Annotated in this window: 14 protein-coding genes; 5 read left to right on the forward strand and 9 right to left on the reverse strand. The window is 65.5% G+C overall.

The genetic code is table 11. The features are described from left to right. Positions 1 to 17: 17 nt before the first annotated feature. Positions 18 to 386 carry an antibiotic biosynthesis monooxygenase family protein gene (locus tag MFF26_RS11025; RefSeq protein ID WP_137827622.1) on the reverse strand — a complete coding sequence of 123 codons (369 nt, stop codon included), beginning with the start codon at positions 384 to 386 and terminating at the stop codon, positions 18 to 20. A gap of 1 nt (position 387) precedes the next feature. Beyond that, a complete protein-coding gene (locus tag MFF26_RS11030; RefSeq protein ID WP_137827621.1) occupies positions 388 to 906 on the reverse strand; it encodes a MarR family winged helix-turn-helix transcriptional regulator in 519 nt (172 codons plus the stop codon). A gap of 573 nt (positions 907 to 1,479) precedes the next feature. Between MFF26_RS11030 and MFF26_RS11035 the strand changes: the two genes are divergently transcribed. Next, complete coding sequence (locus tag MFF26_RS11035; RefSeq protein WP_238307980.1) at positions 1,480 to 2,385, forward strand: LuxR C-terminal-related transcriptional regulator; 906 nt, start codon at positions 1,480 to 1,482, stop codon at positions 2,383 to 2,385. Between the two features lie 73 nt (positions 2,386 to 2,458). Here the strand turns inward: MFF26_RS11035 and MFF26_RS11040 are convergent, their stop codons facing one another. Next, a complete protein-coding gene (locus tag MFF26_RS11040) occupies positions 2,459 to 3,763 on the reverse strand; it encodes a polysaccharide biosynthesis/export family protein (protein ID WP_238307981.1) in 1,305 nt (434 codons plus the stop codon). 584 nt (positions 3,764 to 4,347) lie between these two features. Between MFF26_RS11040 and MFF26_RS11045 the strand changes: the two genes are divergently transcribed. Then, positions 4,348 to 5,127, forward strand: a complete 780-nt coding sequence (locus tag MFF26_RS11045) for a LuxR C-terminal-related transcriptional regulator (protein WP_171015384.1) — start codon at positions 4,348 to 4,350, stop codon at positions 5,125 to 5,127. 13 nt (positions 5,128 to 5,140) lie between these two features. Here the strand turns inward: MFF26_RS11045 and MFF26_RS11050 are convergent, their stop codons facing one another. The 3 genes from MFF26_RS11050 to MFF26_RS11060 all read right to left on the reverse strand — a co-directional run bounded on the left by MFF26_RS11050 (position 5,141) and on the right by MFF26_RS11060 (position 10,409). Then, positions 5,141 to 6,430 (reverse strand): HlyD family type I secretion periplasmic adaptor subunit, encoded by a 1,290-nt coding sequence (locus MFF26_RS11050; RefSeq protein WP_238307982.1) that lies wholly within the window; start codon positions 6,428 to 6,430, stop codon positions 5,141 to 5,143. Positions 6,431 to 6,573: 143 nt separating this feature from the next. Next, positions 6,574 to 8,319: a type I secretion system permease/ATPase gene (locus MFF26_RS11055; RefSeq protein WP_281405154.1), complete on the reverse strand. Its 1,746-nt coding sequence runs from the start codon at positions 8,317 to 8,319 to the stop codon at positions 6,574 to 6,576. Between the two features lie 191 nt (positions 8,320 to 8,510). Then, positions 8,511 to 10,409, reverse strand: coding sequence for a right-handed parallel beta-helix repeat-containing protein (locus MFF26_RS11060; RefSeq protein WP_171015383.1), 1,899 nt, complete (start codon positions 10,407 to 10,409; stop codon positions 8,511 to 8,513). Positions 10,410 to 10,844: 435 nt separating this feature from the next. Here MFF26_RS11060 and MFF26_RS11065 point away from each other — a divergent pair, with 435 nt between their 5' ends. Continuing rightward, positions 10,845 to 11,948 (forward strand): AraC family transcriptional regulator, encoded by a 1,104-nt coding sequence (locus tag MFF26_RS11065; protein ID WP_238307983.1) that lies wholly within the window; start codon positions 10,845 to 10,847, stop codon positions 11,946 to 11,948. A gap of 274 nt (positions 11,949 to 12,222) precedes the next feature. Here the strand turns inward: MFF26_RS11065 and MFF26_RS11070 are convergent, their stop codons facing one another. Both MFF26_RS11070 and MFF26_RS11075 read right to left on the reverse strand, forming a co-directional pair. Beyond that, the gene (locus MFF26_RS11070; RefSeq protein WP_238307984.1) at positions 12,223 to 13,380 is read right to left on the reverse strand and encodes a DegT/DnrJ/EryC1/StrS family aminotransferase; all 1,158 of its coding nucleotides are present in this window, start codon (positions 13,378 to 13,380) and stop codon (positions 12,223 to 12,225) included. Positions 13,381 to 13,500: 120 nt separating this feature from the next. Next, a complete protein-coding gene (locus MFF26_RS11075) occupies positions 13,501 to 14,595 on the reverse strand; it encodes an NAD-dependent epimerase/dehydratase family protein (protein ID WP_137827614.1) in 1,095 nt (364 codons plus the stop codon). A gap of 495 nt (positions 14,596 to 15,090) precedes the next feature. Here MFF26_RS11075 and MFF26_RS11080 point away from each other — a divergent pair, with 495 nt between their 5' ends. After that, on the forward strand, positions 15,091 to 16,296 hold the full coding sequence (locus tag MFF26_RS11080; RefSeq protein WP_137831041.1) for a glycosyltransferase family 4 protein: 1,206 nt from the start codon (positions 15,091 to 15,093) through the stop codon (positions 16,294 to 16,296). 113 nt (positions 16,297 to 16,409) lie between these two features. Then, the gene (locus MFF26_RS11085; RefSeq protein WP_137831042.1) at positions 16,410 to 17,765 is read left to right on the forward strand and encodes an O-antigen ligase family protein; all 1,356 of its coding nucleotides are present in this window, start codon (positions 16,410 to 16,412) and stop codon (positions 17,763 to 17,765) included. 34 nt (positions 17,766 to 17,799) lie between these two features. On the opposite strand, the gene MFF26_RS11090 is transcribed toward MFF26_RS11085, so the two are convergent. After that, on the reverse strand, positions 17,800 to 19,122 hold the full coding sequence (locus tag MFF26_RS11090) for a lipopolysaccharide biosynthesis protein (RefSeq protein ID WP_137831043.1): 1,323 nt from the start codon (positions 19,120 to 19,122) through the stop codon (positions 17,800 to 17,802). Between the last annotated feature and the right edge of the window lie 73 nt (positions 19,123 to 19,195).

The following is a 19,195-nucleotide window of genomic DNA, read 5'->3' on the forward strand; positions in this document are numbered from 1 at the left end:
CTGGAGAGCGGACGGGTTCAGGCGTCGCAGATGCCGGGTACGGCCATCTTCCGGAACAGGTGAGGGCTCGCCGTCGCGCTCGCGGGATAGTCCGACAGGCGGGCCCGGAACTCGGGGTTGGCGAAGGCGGCCCGGAAGTCGGCGACGCTGTCCCAGACGGCGTAGTTCAGGAAGACGCCGCTCCCGGCGATGCCGCGATGCAGCTGCGTCGATACAAATCCCGGCTGCCGCGTCATGATCTCAGCGTCGGCGGTCCAGGCGGCGAGCAGGCTGTCCGCGTCCGCCGGCGGGACGACGAAGGTGTTGATCAGGACGACGGGGCCGCCCTCGTCCTTCAATTGGTCCGCCAGGGTGACGGTCTGATCCATTTCGATGAACTTGGGCATGTCAGGCTCCTGTCGACTGAGACTGGCCGAGCGCGGCGAGGGCTGGCTCCGATCGGTCGATCCGCCGTTGCATCTCGCGCAGCAGGGTGCTGGCGGCTTCGAACGCCTCCGGTGAGAGGCCGGACGTGAGAGCGTCGGCCCAGCGCTCCTGACGCTCGATGGCCGAGCGATAAGCGGCGTCCCCCTGCTCCGTCGCCACGACCAGCATGGCCCTTCGGTGATGGGGGTTCGGGGCGAAGCGGACGAAGCCGTCGTCCCGCATGTCGTCGACCAGGCGCTGAACGGCCTGGCGTGTCAGGCCCATGTTGCGGGCGATGTGAGCGACCGGCAGGGGAACGGGCGAAAGCGCGATGGCGCCGAGTACCTGCCAGCGGGCGCTCGTGAGCCCGAGGTCGCCGACCAGCGCATCGCCTGCGACGAGCAGATCGCCGTTCAGACGGAAAATCTCGATGACGAGACCGGTCCACGCCCGACGAAGGCGGGTCGGGTCCGGCGGGACGTCGTGCTGATAGCTGCTCATGACAGCGACATAGCACTTTGAAATTATCTGTCAATAAGACAGCATGTTGTCATGTTTGATCATCGGGTCTGTTTTCAGGCTGGCGAAAACCTGCCTTTCGCCGCCGCCTCATGGTCCACATCCTGAGCCGCTGCCCCCAGTCGAAGTGGTCCGCTCTGCGGATCGAGAGCAGAGGATGACCAGTCAGGGCGTCACGCGGCGGACAGAGAGAATCGGTGCCGCCAGTGAAATAGCCGAGATGAAGCGCTTACTCGATTGAGTCGATCCGGCTGTCTTGAGACACGGGTATTTCGACAATAGCGGCAACCACACTGGACCGGACCACTGCTCCAACTCCTTGTCCTGCCGCACAGTCTTTCTACAAAACGGCATATAATTTGCAGATCGATGAGGAAGGCAGCCCGGTCGTGCACACAGCGATGCGTCACTGGGGTTTAATACTCTGCGCAGGCGAGTGAGACTGCGTCTACAGAAGGCAAGAACTTTGGCCGCAGCTGGCTCGGTCAGCCGGAAAGAGACTGTTGTCGGACGCTTCAAGTCGATTTCCCATGGTCGATCTGGAGCGATTCAGACTTGAAGTCACGCGCGATAAAAAAATTTTGCCATTTGCCTCACAATCTTGTTATCAATAACCTGAATTCTTTGAAACGGCGTACAGTTTCTGAGTTGGGAGAGGCCGAAATGAGCAGCTGGTCCGAGGGATCGCTTGGTAAGCCGTCCTACGAGGGACTCACCAATCATTCGCTGAACAGTGTTAAATCTGCCTATGTGTGCTCGGCGCAGATCTTTATCGTTGGAAGTCGCAGCGTCGAAAATCTGGGCTTGCATTGTATTCTCACGGGACATGGTTTTCGCCATGTCCACCAGATCCCGTCGCTGCTGGACCCAGGGGTGATCGTTGAAGGCAAGCCCCAGCTCTTCCTCATCACCGAGCTATCGCCCGATAAAAGTTTGGACGAAGCCGTGCTGGCCATCCGCGCGGCCAATGCGGAAGCACGGATCGTCGTGCTGGTCGATATGCGCGAATGCGCGGTTGGCGACGCGGCGATCCGGCTATCGGCTCATGCCTTACTTGATCACACGATCTCGCCTGAAGTGCTGATCAGGACCATCGACGTCGTGTTGGGCAATGTCGGAGTTTTGTCGGACAGCTTTCTGCCTCACATCGGCACCCGACCGACCATGAGCGTCGCGCACACTGCGGTTGATGGGAACGACGAGGGGGAATTGCCTGCCTCACTACCGTGCTCGCAGCTGACCAATCGGGAGACCGACATCCTCAAATACCTCGTCGATGGCGTTTCGAACAAGATGATTGCACGCCAACTCGACATCGCCGAGGCGACAGTGAAGATCCACGTCAAAGGGATCTTGCGGAAGATCAATGTTCGCAACCGGACACAGGCCGCGATCTGGGCTCTCGCCCATCCGGTTCCGACCGAAACGCCTTTAGAAGCGGCGCATCCCTTGGCCAGATAGGGTTCGCTAAGGACTTCGGAGACCCATTCATGCCGCGGCGCCGGAAGACCGGTCGTCGCGGTGCGAGACAGGGTCACGGATGCATGGCAGAGAGATGTCGCCTGCCGCCGTCCTCGCCTGCAGGGGGCGGAGACGAGATATTGGCTTGCGCGATCCGGTCCGCGACCTCCCGCCGGATATCGACGATGTCGCCCGGCGCCAGGGACGTGCCGTCGGCAGCCTCGAAGATCTCCGTGTTACCGTTTCGAACGCGGGTGATGAAAACCTTTCGCCGAACTCCGTTGCCGAACGCAGTCAGCGCACCGCCGCTCTGCAGGCGGGCCTCGCGGATCTCGCGCGCGGCGGGAAGCTGAGTTTCGATCTCGATCAGCCGGGTCGTCACATCCTGAATGTCAGCCATGACCTTGCGGAGATAGGTGCTCCTGGCTTCCTGAATGCGCAGTTCGAGATCGCCGAGGGCGAGGTCGAGGCGAGCGAGGTCCGAGTTCATGCGGGCGATCGCGCCCTTGTTGCGTGCTTCCTCACGCTGGAACTCGATGCCCTGGTAGCGGCGGGCAAGCCCGTTGCTCATCAGAGTCTTATAATCCTCGATATGATCCTGGATGAGCTGAAGTTGGGTTTCCTCCGCGGTGCGTTGCGCGCGCACACCAGCGATTTCGGCCTCGATCCGCGGCTTCTGCGCACGCAATTGTTCCACCGCCTGCGCCAGGGCGTCCCGCTGGATGGCTAGGATCGAACGCTCCTCCTTGATGAGGCGAACGAGTTCGGGTCCGTTCTGTAGGTCGATAGGCGGCTCGAAGGTCGCGCGGTCGCCCTGCTGCGCCTCAAGCCGTGCCCGCCGGATCAGAAACAGCCGTCGGCTGGCCTCCAACACCCGCACCCGCTCTTCGGCCGCGAGAAACTCCGTCCGCAGGGAAGTTTGAGCCTGCTCCGGAACGCCATAGCCTCCGGCCAGGGCGATGCCACTGAGGACTGAGGCTCCGTAACGGAAGGGATAGCTTCCAGGGTTACGCACATCACCGAGCACGTAGATCGGCCGCATCTCGGTGATGCGGAGACTGACGAGGGGCTTTTGCAGAAACCCGTCCGCTAGGCGTTGGGTGATCGCCCTCTGCGCCTCCGAGAGGGTCAATGCTGAAATCGGCACCTCTCCCACGAGGGGAAGCAGAAGGCTGCCACCGCCGCCGATCCCGAATTCGCCCGACAATTCGGCCTGTCCATAGACGGACAGGGCCACACGGTCGCCCGGCGCCAGCCGATACTCCGCGTCCTGCGCCGCGACGCTGCCCGTAAGGCCCGCGATGGCAACAAGCACGCCAGTGAGACGCCTAAGGCTTCGCGGACGTGATCGAGAAGCCAGTCCGGTCGTACCGCACATCGACTCACCGGGATATCGGTTGTTAAGTGATGAGCGACTGTAGCCGAGGCTTGCTCACGGGGAGTAATCTGCTTATGGATTATGCGAATTCGCTCCGGTACTAATCCTTCTCAGCGCCGTACTCGGGACGAACTTGGCCTACGCATCGGTCGTGAGACAGCGACGACTGCGGCGATGACGCAAATATGGCCTCAGCCCGTTGGGGGATAGTCTGAGCAACGGATAACTCTGCTTTCATTAGGTGGATTTATATCGAAAGCAGCATCTTTCTTTTTACGTTATAGGCAGAACAGCAAATCCAGAAGCTGGCGATAGAAAATTCACCGTATCCTGACGCATCAATACCATTCGAAATCCAACTTTAGGTTGAATAGTTAGCTCTGATTCGGTATCGACGTTAATACTTTATATACAATTCGATCGATCGGATGAGAAAGACGCATCTGATTCGAAGCGGTTAGGATGACGGATGAACAAGCATTGAGGGGGCTCCGATGAGGACCCAAAGCATCAAAGCGAGAACTCCCGCATCGAAGGGCCGGCCCAGCCATCGCCACAGGTCAAGACCCAAGATTCCGACCGCGTTGATCGAACCGAATGTCCTGTTTCGCGAAGGCCTGAAGTACATCCTGTCTCAGACGCGGTTTAGCGTCATGAATGAGGCCGATACCGTCGAGGAAATCAAAAGTCGCTCGCTGGAACACAAGCGGCTTAATATGGTCGTGCTTTGCACAACCAGCGGCGACAAATCGGTACAACTGGATATCAAGAGCTTGAAAGAGAGATGCGCTGACTGTCGGGTCATTTGTAGCGGGCCGAGCTACAGCTCCGAGGAGGTCATCGAATTGCTCCGGGCAGGGGCTGACGGTATTCTGCTCCGAAATATCAGCGCAGACACCTTCATCAAATCGCTCGAGCTGGTAATGCTCGGAGAACGTGTAATCCCGGCCGCAACGATGAACCTCGGTCATCACGCAGAGCCGATCTCGCCCGTGCGCCGGAACCCACCCTCGTCGGAGCCCAAGCCGCAGCCCCGATCGCCACCGTGCAACGGCAACGGTGGCAGCCACCTTTCTGAGCGCGAACTCGCGATCCTGCGATGCCTGCTCAATGGCGAGGCCAACAAGATCATCGCACTAAACCTCGACATTGCCGAAGCAACGGTCAAGGTTCATGTCAAAGCGATCCTGCGTAAGATCCGAGTGCAAAATCGGACGCAAGCGGCGATCTGGGCGCTCAACCACTTGGCCGAAGTTGGGCTGGACGAGGTGGTCGAGCCGTCCCACGCATGGTCCGAAAATGACGTCGCGCCCACGCATCTGTGGCTTTCGAAGCAGGCGGGCACCGCGCTCCAACTTTCCTAACCGGACCTGGGTATCAGTTCTCGCGCCACGCCTTGGCGACCTGATCGGCCAGCGGTTTCGTCAGATAAGACAGGACCGTGCGTTCGCCGGTCTGAATGAACGCTTCGACCGGCATTCCAGGTAGCAGGCTCACCTCGCCGAGCCTCCGACGCTGGGAGTCCGACAGTGCGATGCGTGCGGTGTAGAACGACGATCCGGTTTTGCCGTCCTGCACGACATCGGGCGAGACGCGGTCGACGACCCCGTTGGCCTCCGGCGTCGTGCGCTGGTTGAAGGCCGAAAAGCGCAGCCGCGCCTGTTGCCCAGGATGAACATGGTCGATGTCCTGGGGTTGGATCCGGACTTCAACCGCGAGGGTGTCGGCCTGCGGCACGATCAACATGGCCGGCTCGCTCGGCGTCACCAAGCCGCCGACCGTGTGCACGTTCATCTGATGGATCACGCCGTCCTGCGGCGCGCGCATGTCGATATGCCGGAGCTGATCCTCGGCAACGACGCGCTTCTCGACGAGCTCCGACGTTTTGGCGCGGATCTCGGCAAGATCCTTGGTCACCTCGGCGCGCATGTCCTGCTCGATCTGAAGGATCTGCAGTTCCGTCTCGCTGATCTTGGCCCTCGCCAGGGCGGTCGAGGCCAGGAGCTGACCGCACTCGCCCTGCAGCCGGGCGGCCTCTCGCTCCAGCGCCGTGAGGCGGGAGAGAGGGACAAGATTCTTCTGGCGCAGTTCGCGCAGGCCCACGAGTTCGTCCTGGATCAGCGCCCTTTCCTGTTCCTTGGCGGCACTCTGTGTCTCCAGCCCAGAGACCTCCAGGTGATGCTGTGCGATCCGCTCGCGGAGCTGGGCTTTCTGCCCCTCGCGCGTGGAGAGCCGGATCCTGAAATACGTCGTCTCCCCCTCAACGAGATGGGCGACGGTCGCGTCGGTCTTCACACGGGCCAGGAAGTCGGGTGGAAAGGCGAGATGATCACCCCCCTGCTGCTCCGCCTCGCCCCGCGCGCGCCGGGCCGTCAGCTCGTCGAGGGATTTCAGAACGATCTCGAGATTGGCGCGGATCTGGGTGTCGTCGAGGCGCACCAGCACCTGCTGGGCCTTCACCCTGTCCCCCTCATGCACGAATAGGGCGCCCACGACCCCACCGACCGGGTGCTGTACCTTCTTGACCTCGGACTGGACGACGATGCGCCCCGGCGCGATCACGGCGCCTGCAATCGAGGTCAGGCAAGCCCAGCCGCCGATCCCAAACACTAGGATGCCGGCCAGGATGGCGGCGCCGCGGATTTGGCGGTCCAGGGAGGCATACAAGGCACTCGCGTCGGCGCGAGGGACCGTGGGCGGGGCACCGCGAGGGGAGGGTGCCGGCACCCGGGCGGTCCAGATCCGCTCGATCCCCAGGCCAACGGGCCACCGCCACCGCGTCTCGGGCCCGGTAAGGCGGCGAAAAGCGGTCATACGCGCACCTGTCTGATCTTCGCCGTGCCGGCAGCGTCCGCCGCCGGCGGCACGGAGGCCGTGCGCAGCAGGCGCCGCAGAACCTCGTCCTTTGGGCCGAAATCGGCGGTGTGCCCATCCGCCAGCGCGAGGATCAGATCGACGCTCGACAGCACGTTGGGTCGATGAGTCGCCACCACGACGATCCCGCCGCGCCGGCGCACGCCGAGCATTGCCGCTGCCAGGGCGGCTTCGCCCGCGCTGTCGAGGTTGGCGTTGGGCTCGTCGAGTACGACAAGGAACGGATCATCGTAGAGCGCCCGGGCCAGCCCGACGCGCTGGCGCTGACCTGCGGACAGCCGGGCGCCGCGGTCGCCGATGAGGGCATTGTAGCCATCCGGCAGGCCGAGGATCGCTTCGTGGAAGCCGGCTGCCTGCGCCGCCGCGATGATCGCTTCCGGTGCGGCGTCCGGCTGAAATCTCGCGATGTTCTCGGCGATCGTCCCGTCGAACAGCTCGACGTCCTGCGGCAGATATCCGATGTGCCGACCGAGAGCCGTGCTCGACCATTGGTCGAGCGTCGCGCCGTCGAGCCGGACAGAGCCCCGCATCGGCGCCCAGACGCCGACAACGGCACGCATCAGCGACGACTTACCCGAGGCGCTCGGCCCGATGATGCCGAGAGAATCACCCGCTTCGAGCGCGAAACCGATGTCGTGCAGCACGACGCGCTGAATCGAAGGAGGGGCGAGGCTGAGGGATTGCACGCGCAGCGTTTGGCACGGTGGCGGCAATTCCTGGAGGTCCGGCTGCGGCGGCAGCGCGGCGAAGAGGCTTTCGAGGCGGGTCCAGCTTTGCCGGGCGCCGACGAAGCTGCGCCAATTGGCGATTGCCAGCTCGATCGGCGCGAGCGCGCGCGAGACGAGGATCGAACCGGCAATGATGACGCCCGACGAGGCCTCGCCCTCGATGACGAGATAGGCCCCGAGGGCCAGGACCCCGGATTGCAGCGCGAGGCGGAAGACTTTCGACGCGGCCCCGAACCCACCGCCCACATCGGCCAGGACTTGTTGCAACGCGCGGTAATCGCGGCCGGCCGCTGACCAGCGATTCATGAAGACCGTTCGCATGCCGAGCGCCGCTAAGCTCTCGGCGTTGCGTCGTCCGGCCTCGATCAGGCCGTTGCGGCGCGCCATGAGACCGCTCGCCTCGCGGGTCGGTGCGCGGGTCAGGCGGTCGGTGAGAAGCGTCAGCGCCACGAGCGCCGCGCCGCCGAGGAGGGCGGCGATGCCGATCAGCGGATGGAAGACGCAGCAGATGCCGACGTAGAATGGGATCCACGGCAGATCGAACAGGGCGCCCGGCGCCGGTCCGCTCAGGAAGCTGCGCAGGGCATCGAGATCCCGCACCGGTAGGAGGCCGTCGCCGGGCATCGTTCCGACGAGGGGGGCGCGGACCGCAGCGTCGAAGACGCGGGGGCCGAGCGCTTCGTCGACGATCCCGCCGACCCGGACGAGGGTCCGAGCCCGCAGGATCTCGAGCCCGCCCTGGAAGGCGTAGAGCGCCAGGGCGAGGACCGACAATCCGATCAGGGTCGGGACGCTGCGGCTCGGGATGACCCGGTCATAGACCTGAAGCATGAAGAACGAGCCGGTGAGGTAGAGAAGATTGACGAGGCCGCTCATGAGAGCGAGCCCGACGATCGCTCGACGGCAGCTGCCGAGGATCGGCGCCAATCCTGAAGCGCGATGGGGGGCCAGCACGGGCGTTCGGATCCTGGGAAAACGGGGAGGTCGCGCGCACCGTCGCGCCACGGGGGTACGCCTACGCCGCGCGTGCGATGGTCCCGCAGGGGAGGGGGGCCGGCCGGCGATGAGGCGGTCGTCGCCGGCCGTCAGAGGAGAGAGTCAAGGCCACGCCGCCCCGGTCCGAAAGGAGGGAGGCGCGGCGCTGCTCAGAGCGCCAAGCCGGTATGCTCGCCGGTTTTCGCGTGATGGAACTGATCGAGCCAGTCGCCGATCACCCCGGCGTCGAGGGTGATCTGTCCAGCACAATGCTGCTCGGCCAGATCCACGTAGTGCTGGAGGGCGTTCTCGATCGATGGCGAGCTGAGATCGGGATGAGAACCCGTAGAACGAGGCTCCGTGAGCGCATCCAGGATCCACGCCCCGGAATGCCCGCCGAGGAGATCGCTCCAGGGGTTTGCGCCTTCGATGGCGGGTGCGTGGCCTTCCGCCCTCGCGGATCCGGCGGTTGAGGGCTCCGGTTCCGATGCCACGGGGCTGGGCGCGCTCGCGACCGGGGCGATCGGGGCATGCGGCGAAGGGACGTCGGGCGCCGCGGAAGTCACGGGCTTGGATACGCCGGGCTCGGCCACGGTGGGCACATCCGACCCGGCGGCCTCCGGCGCGGTTGCGACCGGCCTCGCCACGACGGCGGGTTCCGACGGAACCGCCGGCTCCCTCGGCGCAGCGGTTTCGTGCGGCGTGGCCTCGTCGGTGTGCGTCACGACCGGCCTCGCCTCCGACTGCTCCGCGCCGACATGCGTTGCCACCGCAGCCAGGGCGGCCGAGACCGGAATCGCCGGGGCGTCCGGAATATCCGTCGAGATCGTGCTGTGGGCATCCTGACCGGAGGCGTGTCGGTACGCGTCCCAACTGTAGAAGCCGTCCGTCCAGGCCCATCGCTCGTCGGACGGATGGGAATTGTGATAGTGGTTGTGGTCGAAGCTGTTGCCGCCCGCGGCCAGTCCGGCCTGATTGTAGTCGGCGATGGCGCCCGAGGCCCCCTCGCCAGGCGTCCGGTCGACAATAACATTGTCATGCACGCTGTTGCCGGTGGTCGTCCACGCTCCGTGGCTCCCGGTCCCGCGATCCTGCTGGATCATCGTGATCGCATTGCCACCCTCGGACGCATCGACGTAGTTGCGGTAGACATCGACATTCTTCGAGTTCTGGATCTGGATGCCGCCGTTCCAGAGCCAACCGACGCCCTCGCCGCCGTTGCCGGTGAGGACGTTGTCGCGGATCGTGGCGGCGTAGCTGATTTCGTGATTGATCCCGCCGGATAGATTGTTGGCGACGGTGTTACCCTCATAGAGCGTGTTGATGTTATTGATATCCGTCCACAATCCGTAGCCATTGTTGTCGTGGGAGTAATTGTCGCGGACGATCAGGTTTTCGGTCTCGGCGAACTTGGTGCCGCCGCCCTCCCAACCCCGGTCGATGCCGGAGAAGTAGCCGTTGTGAGCGATCTCGTTGCCCTCGACGCGCACGTTGTCGCCGCTGGCTCCGAGGCCCATCTGCCCGTTGTCGTGAACATAGTTGCCTGTCACATGGCTGTTCGAGCCGGCATAGACGCCGACCCCGTAGTTCAGGCGCACTTCGTTGTTCTGGATCGTCCAACCCTCGGCCGAGGAATTGTAGCCGATCGCGCCGGCCTGAGTAGGGACGTTATACTTCTCGACGACGAGGTTCTCGACATGGACATCCTTCGCCTGCCCGGCAATGGCGAATGGACTGACACCGGCCTCGACCCGGTGACCCGCAGGATCGTCACGGAAGTAGATCTTGTCGTGTCCATAGTCGAAATAGAACTTGCCCGGGGCGACCTTGTCGAGTGAGTCGACCGGCGTCAGCGGCTTGTTGTCGATGAAGAAGGTCTCCGGATAGCCGGGGCGTTCGGCGCCCCGCGCGCCGAATTCCGTCCCGCTCCGGAAGCCTTCCTGGTTCTGTCCGGTCGCGACCCAGTTGTGGCCCTCACGGTCGAATTCGGTGATCAGCCGCGCGCCGTTGAGCACCGCACCGTGCTCGCCGATGAAATGGTCGCCGTCCTTCGGCGTCACTGACTGCATGCGGTGCACGCCGGCCTCGATCCAGAACGTTGATCCCGCAGGCGCAGCGTCGACCAGCGACTGAAGATCCGCGCCGACGGCGACCGGAATCGCGTCCGCAGGCTTACTGATCGGCTTAGTACCAAATGACTGAGTTGCCACCATTGTACTCCGAGTAAGATTGCTGCTTAATTTGTCGGCAGGATCAAATCCGTATCGGGATTTTATGCTGCCTAAAGCGCTCTATTGGACTGAGGTTTGATAGGGATAAGCCTGAATGCGGCCGGCTGATTTGATACGCGTACTTCGCGTGCGCTGTCTTGCTCCGGCCCGCCAGATGCTGGCGCCAGCGCGCCGCCCCGATCCGGCTCAGCCTCGCCCCCTTGCGGCCCCCCGCCAGCGCTCAGGTTCCTGGCGCCGAGACGGCGGCAGCCCGCGGTCAGAGAGGGGGCGGCGATGACGCTGCCCACCCCGATTCTCCCGCCGCGCCTCTCGGGACAGAGCACCGTCGTCCGACTCACGGTCGAGCGTCTGGCGCAGGCGGGGCTCAATCCCGAGCCGCTGCTGCGAGAGGCCGGATTGGCGGATGTCGCGACCGCCGACCTCGATCTGCCGGGCGCCGAAGACCAAGCCGCGTTCCTGAACCTCGCGGCCGAGATGCTGCAGGATCCATCCTTCGGCCTACACCTGGGTCAGGATTACGACCTGCGCAAACTCGGCCTGCTGTTCTACCTGATGGGCTCGTCCGAGACCGTCGGCGAGGCATTGAGCTGCTTCGAGCGCTTCAGCTCCCTCGACGATCCGAGCATCTACGGCTCGTACCGGATTTCCGATATCGCCGTGACGGTCGCGGTCGGGTCTGCGGAGGCCGGGCGGTGCCTCGACCGCCATCTGGCCGAGTTCTGGCTCGTGTCGATCGCGCGCCTCGTTACCGAACTCGCCGGAGGGGACGCGGTGCCGATCGGCGTGAGCGTCAGCCAGCCGCAGCGGGATACGGCCGAGGTGACGCAGGGCGCCTTCGCCGCGCCCGTCGCGTTCGCAGCCTCGGAGGACCGGATCGATTTCGAGGTCCGCCTGGCCGACATCCGGCTTCCCACCGCCGAACCCTACCTTCACGCCTCGCTGCTCCCGCATTTCGAACGCGCGGTCGAGGCCATGCGCTGGGAGCCGGCAGTCGTGTGGGCACGGGTGAAGAAAGCGATGGCGCCGCGCCTGCCGCACCGGACGGTGACGTTGGCCAACATCGCCAGGGATCTCGGGATGAGTACGCGCACCCTGTCGCGCCGGCTGCGGGACGAGCGGAAGACCTTCAGCGGGATCCTGGACGAGCTGCGGGCGGAACTCGCTATCCACTACATCAGGATCAGGGGGCTCCCGATTTCGGAGATCGCCTGGCACCTGGGCTACCGGGAGGCGAGCGCCATCGTCGCGGCCTTTCGCCGATGGACCGGCATGCCGCCGAGCCAAGTCAGGCGCAGCCAGGCCGGCGGATCGGCTCCGTCGGATCCGCCGTCCTATCGCGAGCCGATGGATGCCCGCCCAGGCGCGAAGCAACGTTAAGGATCGAGGCCGGCGCTTGCGGGAGACCGGCACCGGGGGCCGGCCTGGCCCCGCCCGACCTCCGGCCTGCGCGTCGAGGCTCCGTACGGCGTCGTGATTAGCTCGGAAGAGGAATTGCAACGTCTGACGCTTGCCGGGAGACTGAGTGTGTTGCGAGCGGCCGGTCGCGATGTCGGTGCCCGCCTTCGTCGCGACGGATGCCCCCTGGCGACGGCCCCCTGACCGAGCGATCGGTCAGGGGGATCTTCGGGGAAGCGGCGTGTGGGCGCGCCGCTCAGGGAGCGGCGGCCCTGTGATCCTCTTCGTCCATGCGTGTCGCGTCGGCCTCGGCGAGCAGCACAGCCAGAACCTCGTCCTGCTCGTGCTCGCGCAGATCGGGGAACAGCGGCAGCGACAGGGTTCCCTCGCCCCATGCGCGCGAGACGGGGACCAGCGGCGTCTCGACGGCCTTGCGGTAGTAGGTGAGCGAGGGGACGCAGCGGTAGTTCACGGTCGCGCCGATGCCGGCTTGGCCCAGCGCGGCCAGCACCGCGTCGCGGCGGTTGTCCGGTACATGAATCGGGAAAAGGTGGCGCGCCGAGACGGCCCCCCGAACGATCGTCGGCCACGTGAAGGGCGTGCTGGCGAGCGCCCGCTCGTACCGCAGACTGAGGGCCTCCCTTTGGGCGAGCCGCTCTTCCACGGTATCGATCTGTGGTTCGAGCAGCACCGCCAGGAGATCCGGAAGGTTGGCCTTGGTCCCCAGGCGGTCGATGTCCCAGTGCCGGTAGGTGCCGCCCTGGAAGCGCTGGGCGGCGCCCGCGGACATGCCGTGGAGAACCGTCTGCGTCAGCAGCGCCGCGAGATCGGAGTCGTTTGTGACCACGGCACCGCCCTCGCCGCAGGTCACGTTCTTCGTCGCGTAGAACGAGAAGATCGCGGCATCACCGTCCTGCCCCGGGCGACGCCCGAACAGGCTCCCTTCGAAGCAATGCGCAGCGTCCTCGATGATGCGCACCGCGGGCGGGAGCACCTGCCGCAGGGCGGGGATGTCGACCATCTGGCCGTAGAGATGGACCGGAATGACGGCGCGCGTCCGCGGGGTGAGCGCTGCGGCGACGAGGGGCTGGCTGATGAGCAAGGTCGCCGGATCGACATCGACGAAGACGGGCGTCGCCCCGACGAGGCGCACCACATTGGCCGTCGCGGCGAAAGTCATGGCAGGCACGATGACCTCGTCGCCCGGACCGATGCCGTAGGCGAGGAGTGTCGCGATCGCCCCTTGCGTCCAACTCGACGTCAGCTTGGCGTGGGCGACGCCGAAGAAGGCGCGCAGCCGCTCCTCGACCCGGGCCCCCTGCGGGCCGCTCGTCAAGAACGGGCTTGCCAGCACCTCGGCGATGCGCGCGCCGGCCTCAGGGGTGAGGCCGTGGCGATAGAACGGGACGGCCATTCATCACCTCCTGATTGTCCGATCTGAGAGCGGATGCCGCGCCCGGCGACCGGGGCGCCGGGGTCTTGGTCGGCCCGCCTGCAACCGGCGAACCCTGCGGTCGCGTCGCCCGGATGCGCCCTATCGAAGGCCGGCATTCGCAACGACTGCGCCGAGGGGGGCGCGCGCCGTCACCTCCTTCATCGGGGTCAGGGCCTGCACCTCCTCGACCGGCGCCCGCAGCAGGTGGGGAGCCTCCTGCATCAACCGCGCGTACCACTTGACGGTGTAGCAGGTCGGCGTCTCGACCACCCGACCGCTGCCGAGCGCCGCCGCGACCTCGGCGATCCCGTGCTCGATGGTCTTCTCGGGGCCGCCGTGCAGGACGTTCCTGATCTTCGAAAAGTCGACGTGATAGTCCCGCTTGTCGTTCCTGGTATCGAGGAACTCGACTGCGCATTCCCCCGCGAAGCGGTCCTTGATCGCCAGGGCGACATCGAGGATCTGGCGGTTGTCCCAGCCGACGTTGAAGACCTCGCCGGCGACGTCCGGACGCGGTGCGCGCAGCAGGCCGAGGACGACCTTGGCGACATCGCGCACATGCACGAAGGGACGCCACTGCGATCCGTCGCCGCCGATGCTGATGCGACGGTGATTCGTCGCGTCGAGCGTCATCTGGTTGACGACGAGATCGAAGCGCATCCGCGGCGACAGGCCGAACACCGTGGCGTTGCGCAGCGCGGTGGTGGCGAAGTGACGATCATTGAGGGCGAGCACCGCCTCCTCTGCCCGCGCGCAGGTCTGCGCGTAGACCGTCAGCGGACGCAGCGGCGCGTTTTCGGCAAGGAACATGTCCTGGCCGGCACCGTAGACAGCACAGGAACTCGCAAACAAGTATTTCCGGACGCCGGCCCGCTTGGCCGCCGTCACGACCCGGATCCGGCCCGTCTCGTTGATCGATTTCGTCAAGGCGGGGTCGAGATCGCCCGAGGGATCGTTGGACAGGGCGGCGACGTCGATGACGGCGTCGCACGATTCAAGGTCCGGGGGGGTGAGCGACCGGATGTCCCGCTTCAGGATCTCTAGTCGGGGATGCCGAGCGCATCGCGCCAGCGGCTCGTCGCCAAAGAAGAACGTATCGATCGCCCTGACGCGATAGCCGCTCTTCAGCAGGTCCCTGATCAAGACTGAGCCAATATAGCCGCCCGATCCAGTCACAGCGATCTTCTCGCGCATAAATCTCGCCCACGGTTCGAAGATACATGCCGATTTGCAAGGTGATCCCAGGCAAATCACGACGCGACAACTCGAGACGATTCATTAAGCGCGTTGTAAGACCAATAACAAACAATCGATGGCATTACTCAGAAATGATGATTTCGAATATTATACAACACAGATCGCTTGGCCGCATACGAAAGTCGTAGTCCAGAAGATCGTAGTGCGGGTTGTGTGCGAATTTGCCATGCATGAAAGCCGGCCAGTGTGAGCTGCGTCAGACACTGGCCTTGGGTCGGCACGGGGCGCGGGTGACGGGTGAGCCCGCGTTCCGGCGGGTCGCGCGTCCACGGCCCGGTGCGGGCGGCACTACCGGCTCGAACGCCGTTTCATCACGGGCGGGAGGGCGCGGGGGGACGGCGCGCAACGGTGGCGGCGTTCACGCGCCGGGCGGGTCCGAGGCGGGTGGCCCGAACGGCCGGAGATGGGCGCAGATCAAACGAGGCTTTCGGGATGATACGGAAAGTACTCCTCGTCCATAACGCGTATCGCAAGTACGGAGGCGAGGACACGGTTGTCGCCCAGGAGGAGGCGGCACTGCGGCGGGCCGGATGCGAGGTGCAGCTGTTTACGCTCAGCAACACCACGATCACGTCTTTCTCGGACAAGATGCGCGCAGCGCTCACGGCGTCGAACGCGCCGGGAAACATCGGCCTCGTCCTCGACGCGGTCCGGGCATTCGAGCCGGACCTCGTCCACATCCACAATTTCTTCCCGATGATCTCGCCGATGGTGCACGCGGCCCTGCAGCGGATCGGCGTCCCGACCGTGCAGACCCTGCACAATTACCGCGTGATCTGCGCCGGGGCGACGCTGAACCGCAACGGCTCGCCTTGCGAGATCTGCATCACCCGCTCGCCCTATCATGCGGTGGTGCACCGGTGCTATCGCGGCTCGCTCCTCGGATCGCTGGCCGTCGCGCACTCGGTCCGGCAGCACCGACGCCTCGGCACGTGGTCCAAACATGTCGACCGGTTCATCGTGCTGACCGAGTTCGAGCGCTCGCGCTTCGTCGCGGCGGGCCTCCCGGCGGAGCGCATCAAGCTGAAGCCCAACGGATTGTCCGACAACGGCCCCGGTCCCGCCCGGCGCCGAGGTCTGCTGTTCGTCGGTCGGCTGACCCGTGAAAAGGGTGTCCATATCCTGGCGCAGGCCGCGGAAAGGGCGGGCCATACGGTCGAAGTGCTCGGCGAAGGGCCGCTGCAGCCGCTCGTCGAGGCTTCCGCCGGACTCGTCTCCCTCGGCCATCAGACACCGCGCACCGTCCGCGCGGCCATCGCCCAGGCCGTCGCGATCGTCGTCCCTTCGGTCTGGTACGAAGGATTACCGATGGTGATCGTCGAGGCCTTTTCCGCCGGAACGCCCGTGATCGTCTCGCGCACCGGCTCCCTCGCCGAGGTCATCGAGGACGGCGTGACCGGCCTTCATGCCGAACCGGGCGACGCGGCCGACCTGGCGCGGGTCATGGATCGCATGCTCGGCGATCCGGCCGCGGCGCGCCGGATGGGCGAGGCGGCGAGGCGGAAATACGAGCGGGATTGGAGCGAGGCTACGACCACGCGCCAACTCCTGGCGATCTACGACGAGGCCGTCGCCTCGCACGCGACGACGCGGGCTGCCGCAGCCGGCGCGTGCGCCCCGGATTTGACCCTCGCCTGAAGGCTCTTCGCGAGGCACCCGCCGTTCCGCCTGGCCCCGGAAGGGGAAGCCGATCCGGATGGGGCGCCGCGCAGGGCGGCTTCCGGGGCAGACATGCGCAGGAGGACCAGGCCGTGACACGATCCGCCGTCGGAATCCGGCCGCTAGCTCCTCCCGCGCCGCGGGTGTTCGGCGACGTCTATGTGGGGGCGGTCTGCCTGTCGCTCGCGGGATACGCCATCCTGGGCAAGACCTTCGCGTCGATCGGTGTCCCACCCCTGTATATCGGCGAGATCCTCCTCGCCGCCGGCCTCGTCGCCCTTGGCCGATCGGGCTGCGGGCTGGCCGCCATGGCGACGCCCCCCTCTCGCCTGCTCCTCGTACTGATCGCCTGGGTCGTCGCGCGCACGCTGCCGTATCTCGGGCTCTGGGGCGCCGACGCGCTGCGCGACAGCGTCATCGTCACTTATGGGGCTTTCTGCTTCATCGTCGTCGCGCTGGTGCTCGAGGAGCCCGCCCGCCTCGAGCGCGTGCTCGCCTCCTATCACGCCTTCGCCCGCGTCTACGGGTTCATTGGCGGCGGCTGCGCGGCCTTGGCCCTTTCCAAGGTCATGATACCGGGGACGTCGCTTCAGGTGGTCGACCTCAGCCCCGGGGCGATCGCGACGCATCTGGCGGGCGCAGCGGCGTTCGCCGTCCTCGGGCTCGGCCGGTTCTCACGGCTCTGGATGGCGGCGCTCCTCGTCGGCATGGTCGCCGTCACCTCGAGCCGAGGGGCGATGCTGGCCTGCGTCTTCGCCATCCTGGCCGCCACCGTTCTGGGCGGCCGCGTCCGGCAGGTCGCGCCCGTCATCGCTCTCGGCGTCGTCGCGCTGCTGGTCGTGTCGCTCATTGGCGTGAAGGTTCAGTTCACGCCCGACAGCCGTGTCATCGGGCCAGATCAGATCATCGAGGGCTTCAAGAGCATCCTCGGCGTGAGCGACGCGTCGAACTTCGAGGCAACGAAGGAATTCCGGACCCGCTGGTGGGCGACGATCCAGGATTACACCTTCGCAGGCCCCTATTTCTGGTCAGGCAAGGGATTCGGCGTCAATATCGCCATGGAGGACGGCTACCAGCTCTGGGCCATCTCCGAGGGATTGCGCAGCCCCCACAATGCCAGCATGACGGTACTGGCCCGCGCCGGCGTGCCCGGCCTCGTCCTCTGGGTCACGCTGTTCGCCGCATGGTTCGCAATGCTCGTCCACAGCATGCTGCTGGCGCGGCGGCGCAAAGAGGCGCGCTGGGCGAAGATCCTCGTCTGGATCGCCTGCTACGGCGCCGCGATCCTGATCGAGGCATCCTTCAACGTGACGCTGGAGGGGCCGATGGTGGGCATCTGGTTCTGGTGCCTCTTCGGCCTGGGGATCGCGGCCAGTATGATGTTTCGCTCAGGGTTGTTTCCCGCAACCGTCCTCGACGGATCCTTCGGCCTTCCCGAACGGTCGTAGGAATCGAATGTCGTGAGGGCCACAGCCCGGCGAATCACGTCACGGCTTCGACGCCCGGCTCGGCTGCCCCACGCTCGACCGCGTCCACCTCGTCGCCGACAAGACGGTGCAGGAGAAGCAGCGAGACGGCGACCCGCGCGGCGTTCGCGATGCAGAGGCCGGCGCAGGCCCCGTTCAGCCCGAAGCCGACGATGAGCGGTGCGGCGGTGACGACGGAGGCGGCCATCCCGGTGAGGTTGGCAATCATGGCCTGCCGAACCGCCGAGACGCCGTGGAAGTACGAGCAGGTCATGTCGGCGACGTAGGAGATCACCGCGCCGACGGTGAGCAACCGCACCGGCGTCGCGAGATCGGCATAGACCGAGTCCGACCCGTAGATGACGCCCAGCACCCGCTCCGGGACGGCGGCGATGACCGCCAGGAAGGCGACCGCCGTCAGGAGCCCCGCCAGGGCGAAGGGGCGGGCCGCGCGCAGGGCCGCGATCTTGCCCCGCAGATGTGCGCGCGCGGTCACCTGCGGGATGACGTTACTGAGCCCGATGATGAGCGGGTTGAGGATGTTGACGATGTTGATCGCGGCCAGGAGCAGGCCGGGGAACGACTCGCCCGACAGGATCGCGAGGAACCAGAACACCGCCTGCTGGCGCAGGGCCGCCGCGAGGTTTCCGGCGAGCGACCATCGCCCGAGGGCGAAGAAGCTTCCTACCGTCCCCTGGAGATCGAGCGCGCCGGGCCGGACGACGCCGGATTGGACGGCTTGGAGGATCGCGGCCAGCCCGGAGGTCGCCGCCATGGCATAGAGCGCGCTGGAGAGGGTGATGCCGTCATGCCGGTACAGCCAGAACAGGACGAGAATCTGGCCCAGATAGCTGATGATTTCGCCTGGCACCGCCGCGGCGAAGCGCAGCTCCGCGAACAGGCAGCGCCGGAAGGTCTCCTGGATCTGCCAGACGACGAAGTAAGTCGCCACGGGAAGGATCGCGTCGGTACGCCCCATCAGGAGCCCGATCAGGCCGAGGCAGAGCACGGCCGGGACGCAGAGCACGACCAGCATGACGAGACTGGCCCGCATGAGCTGTGCACCGCGCTCCGGGCCGGAGACGTTCGATAGAACGACCATCGGATAGAACAGCAGCGACGCGATCGCCGTGTAGAGGAGCATCTGGATGCCGGCGAAGAGAGCGAACACGCCGTATTCGCTGGGTGCCAGCGTCCTCGCGAGCGCGATCGTGAGAAGGAAGCCGCCGAGGCTGGCGATCCCTTGATCGATGACCGGCCACAGGATGCGCCCCGCCTCCACCGTCATCCGCCGGGCCGGATTGTCATTCGCAGCGGTGGCGCGCGCCGTCCTTCCCATCGAACCATCCCAGTTTCAGGAGTGATCTGTCTCGCGCACGAGCGGATCGACCGCAGGCTCTCGTCCGGCCACG

Origin of the sequence: Methylorubrum suomiense, from assembly GCF_022179765.1 — a bacterium.
Classification (GTDB): Bacteria; Pseudomonadota; Alphaproteobacteria; order Rhizobiales; family Beijerinckiaceae; genus Methylobacterium; species Methylobacterium suomiense.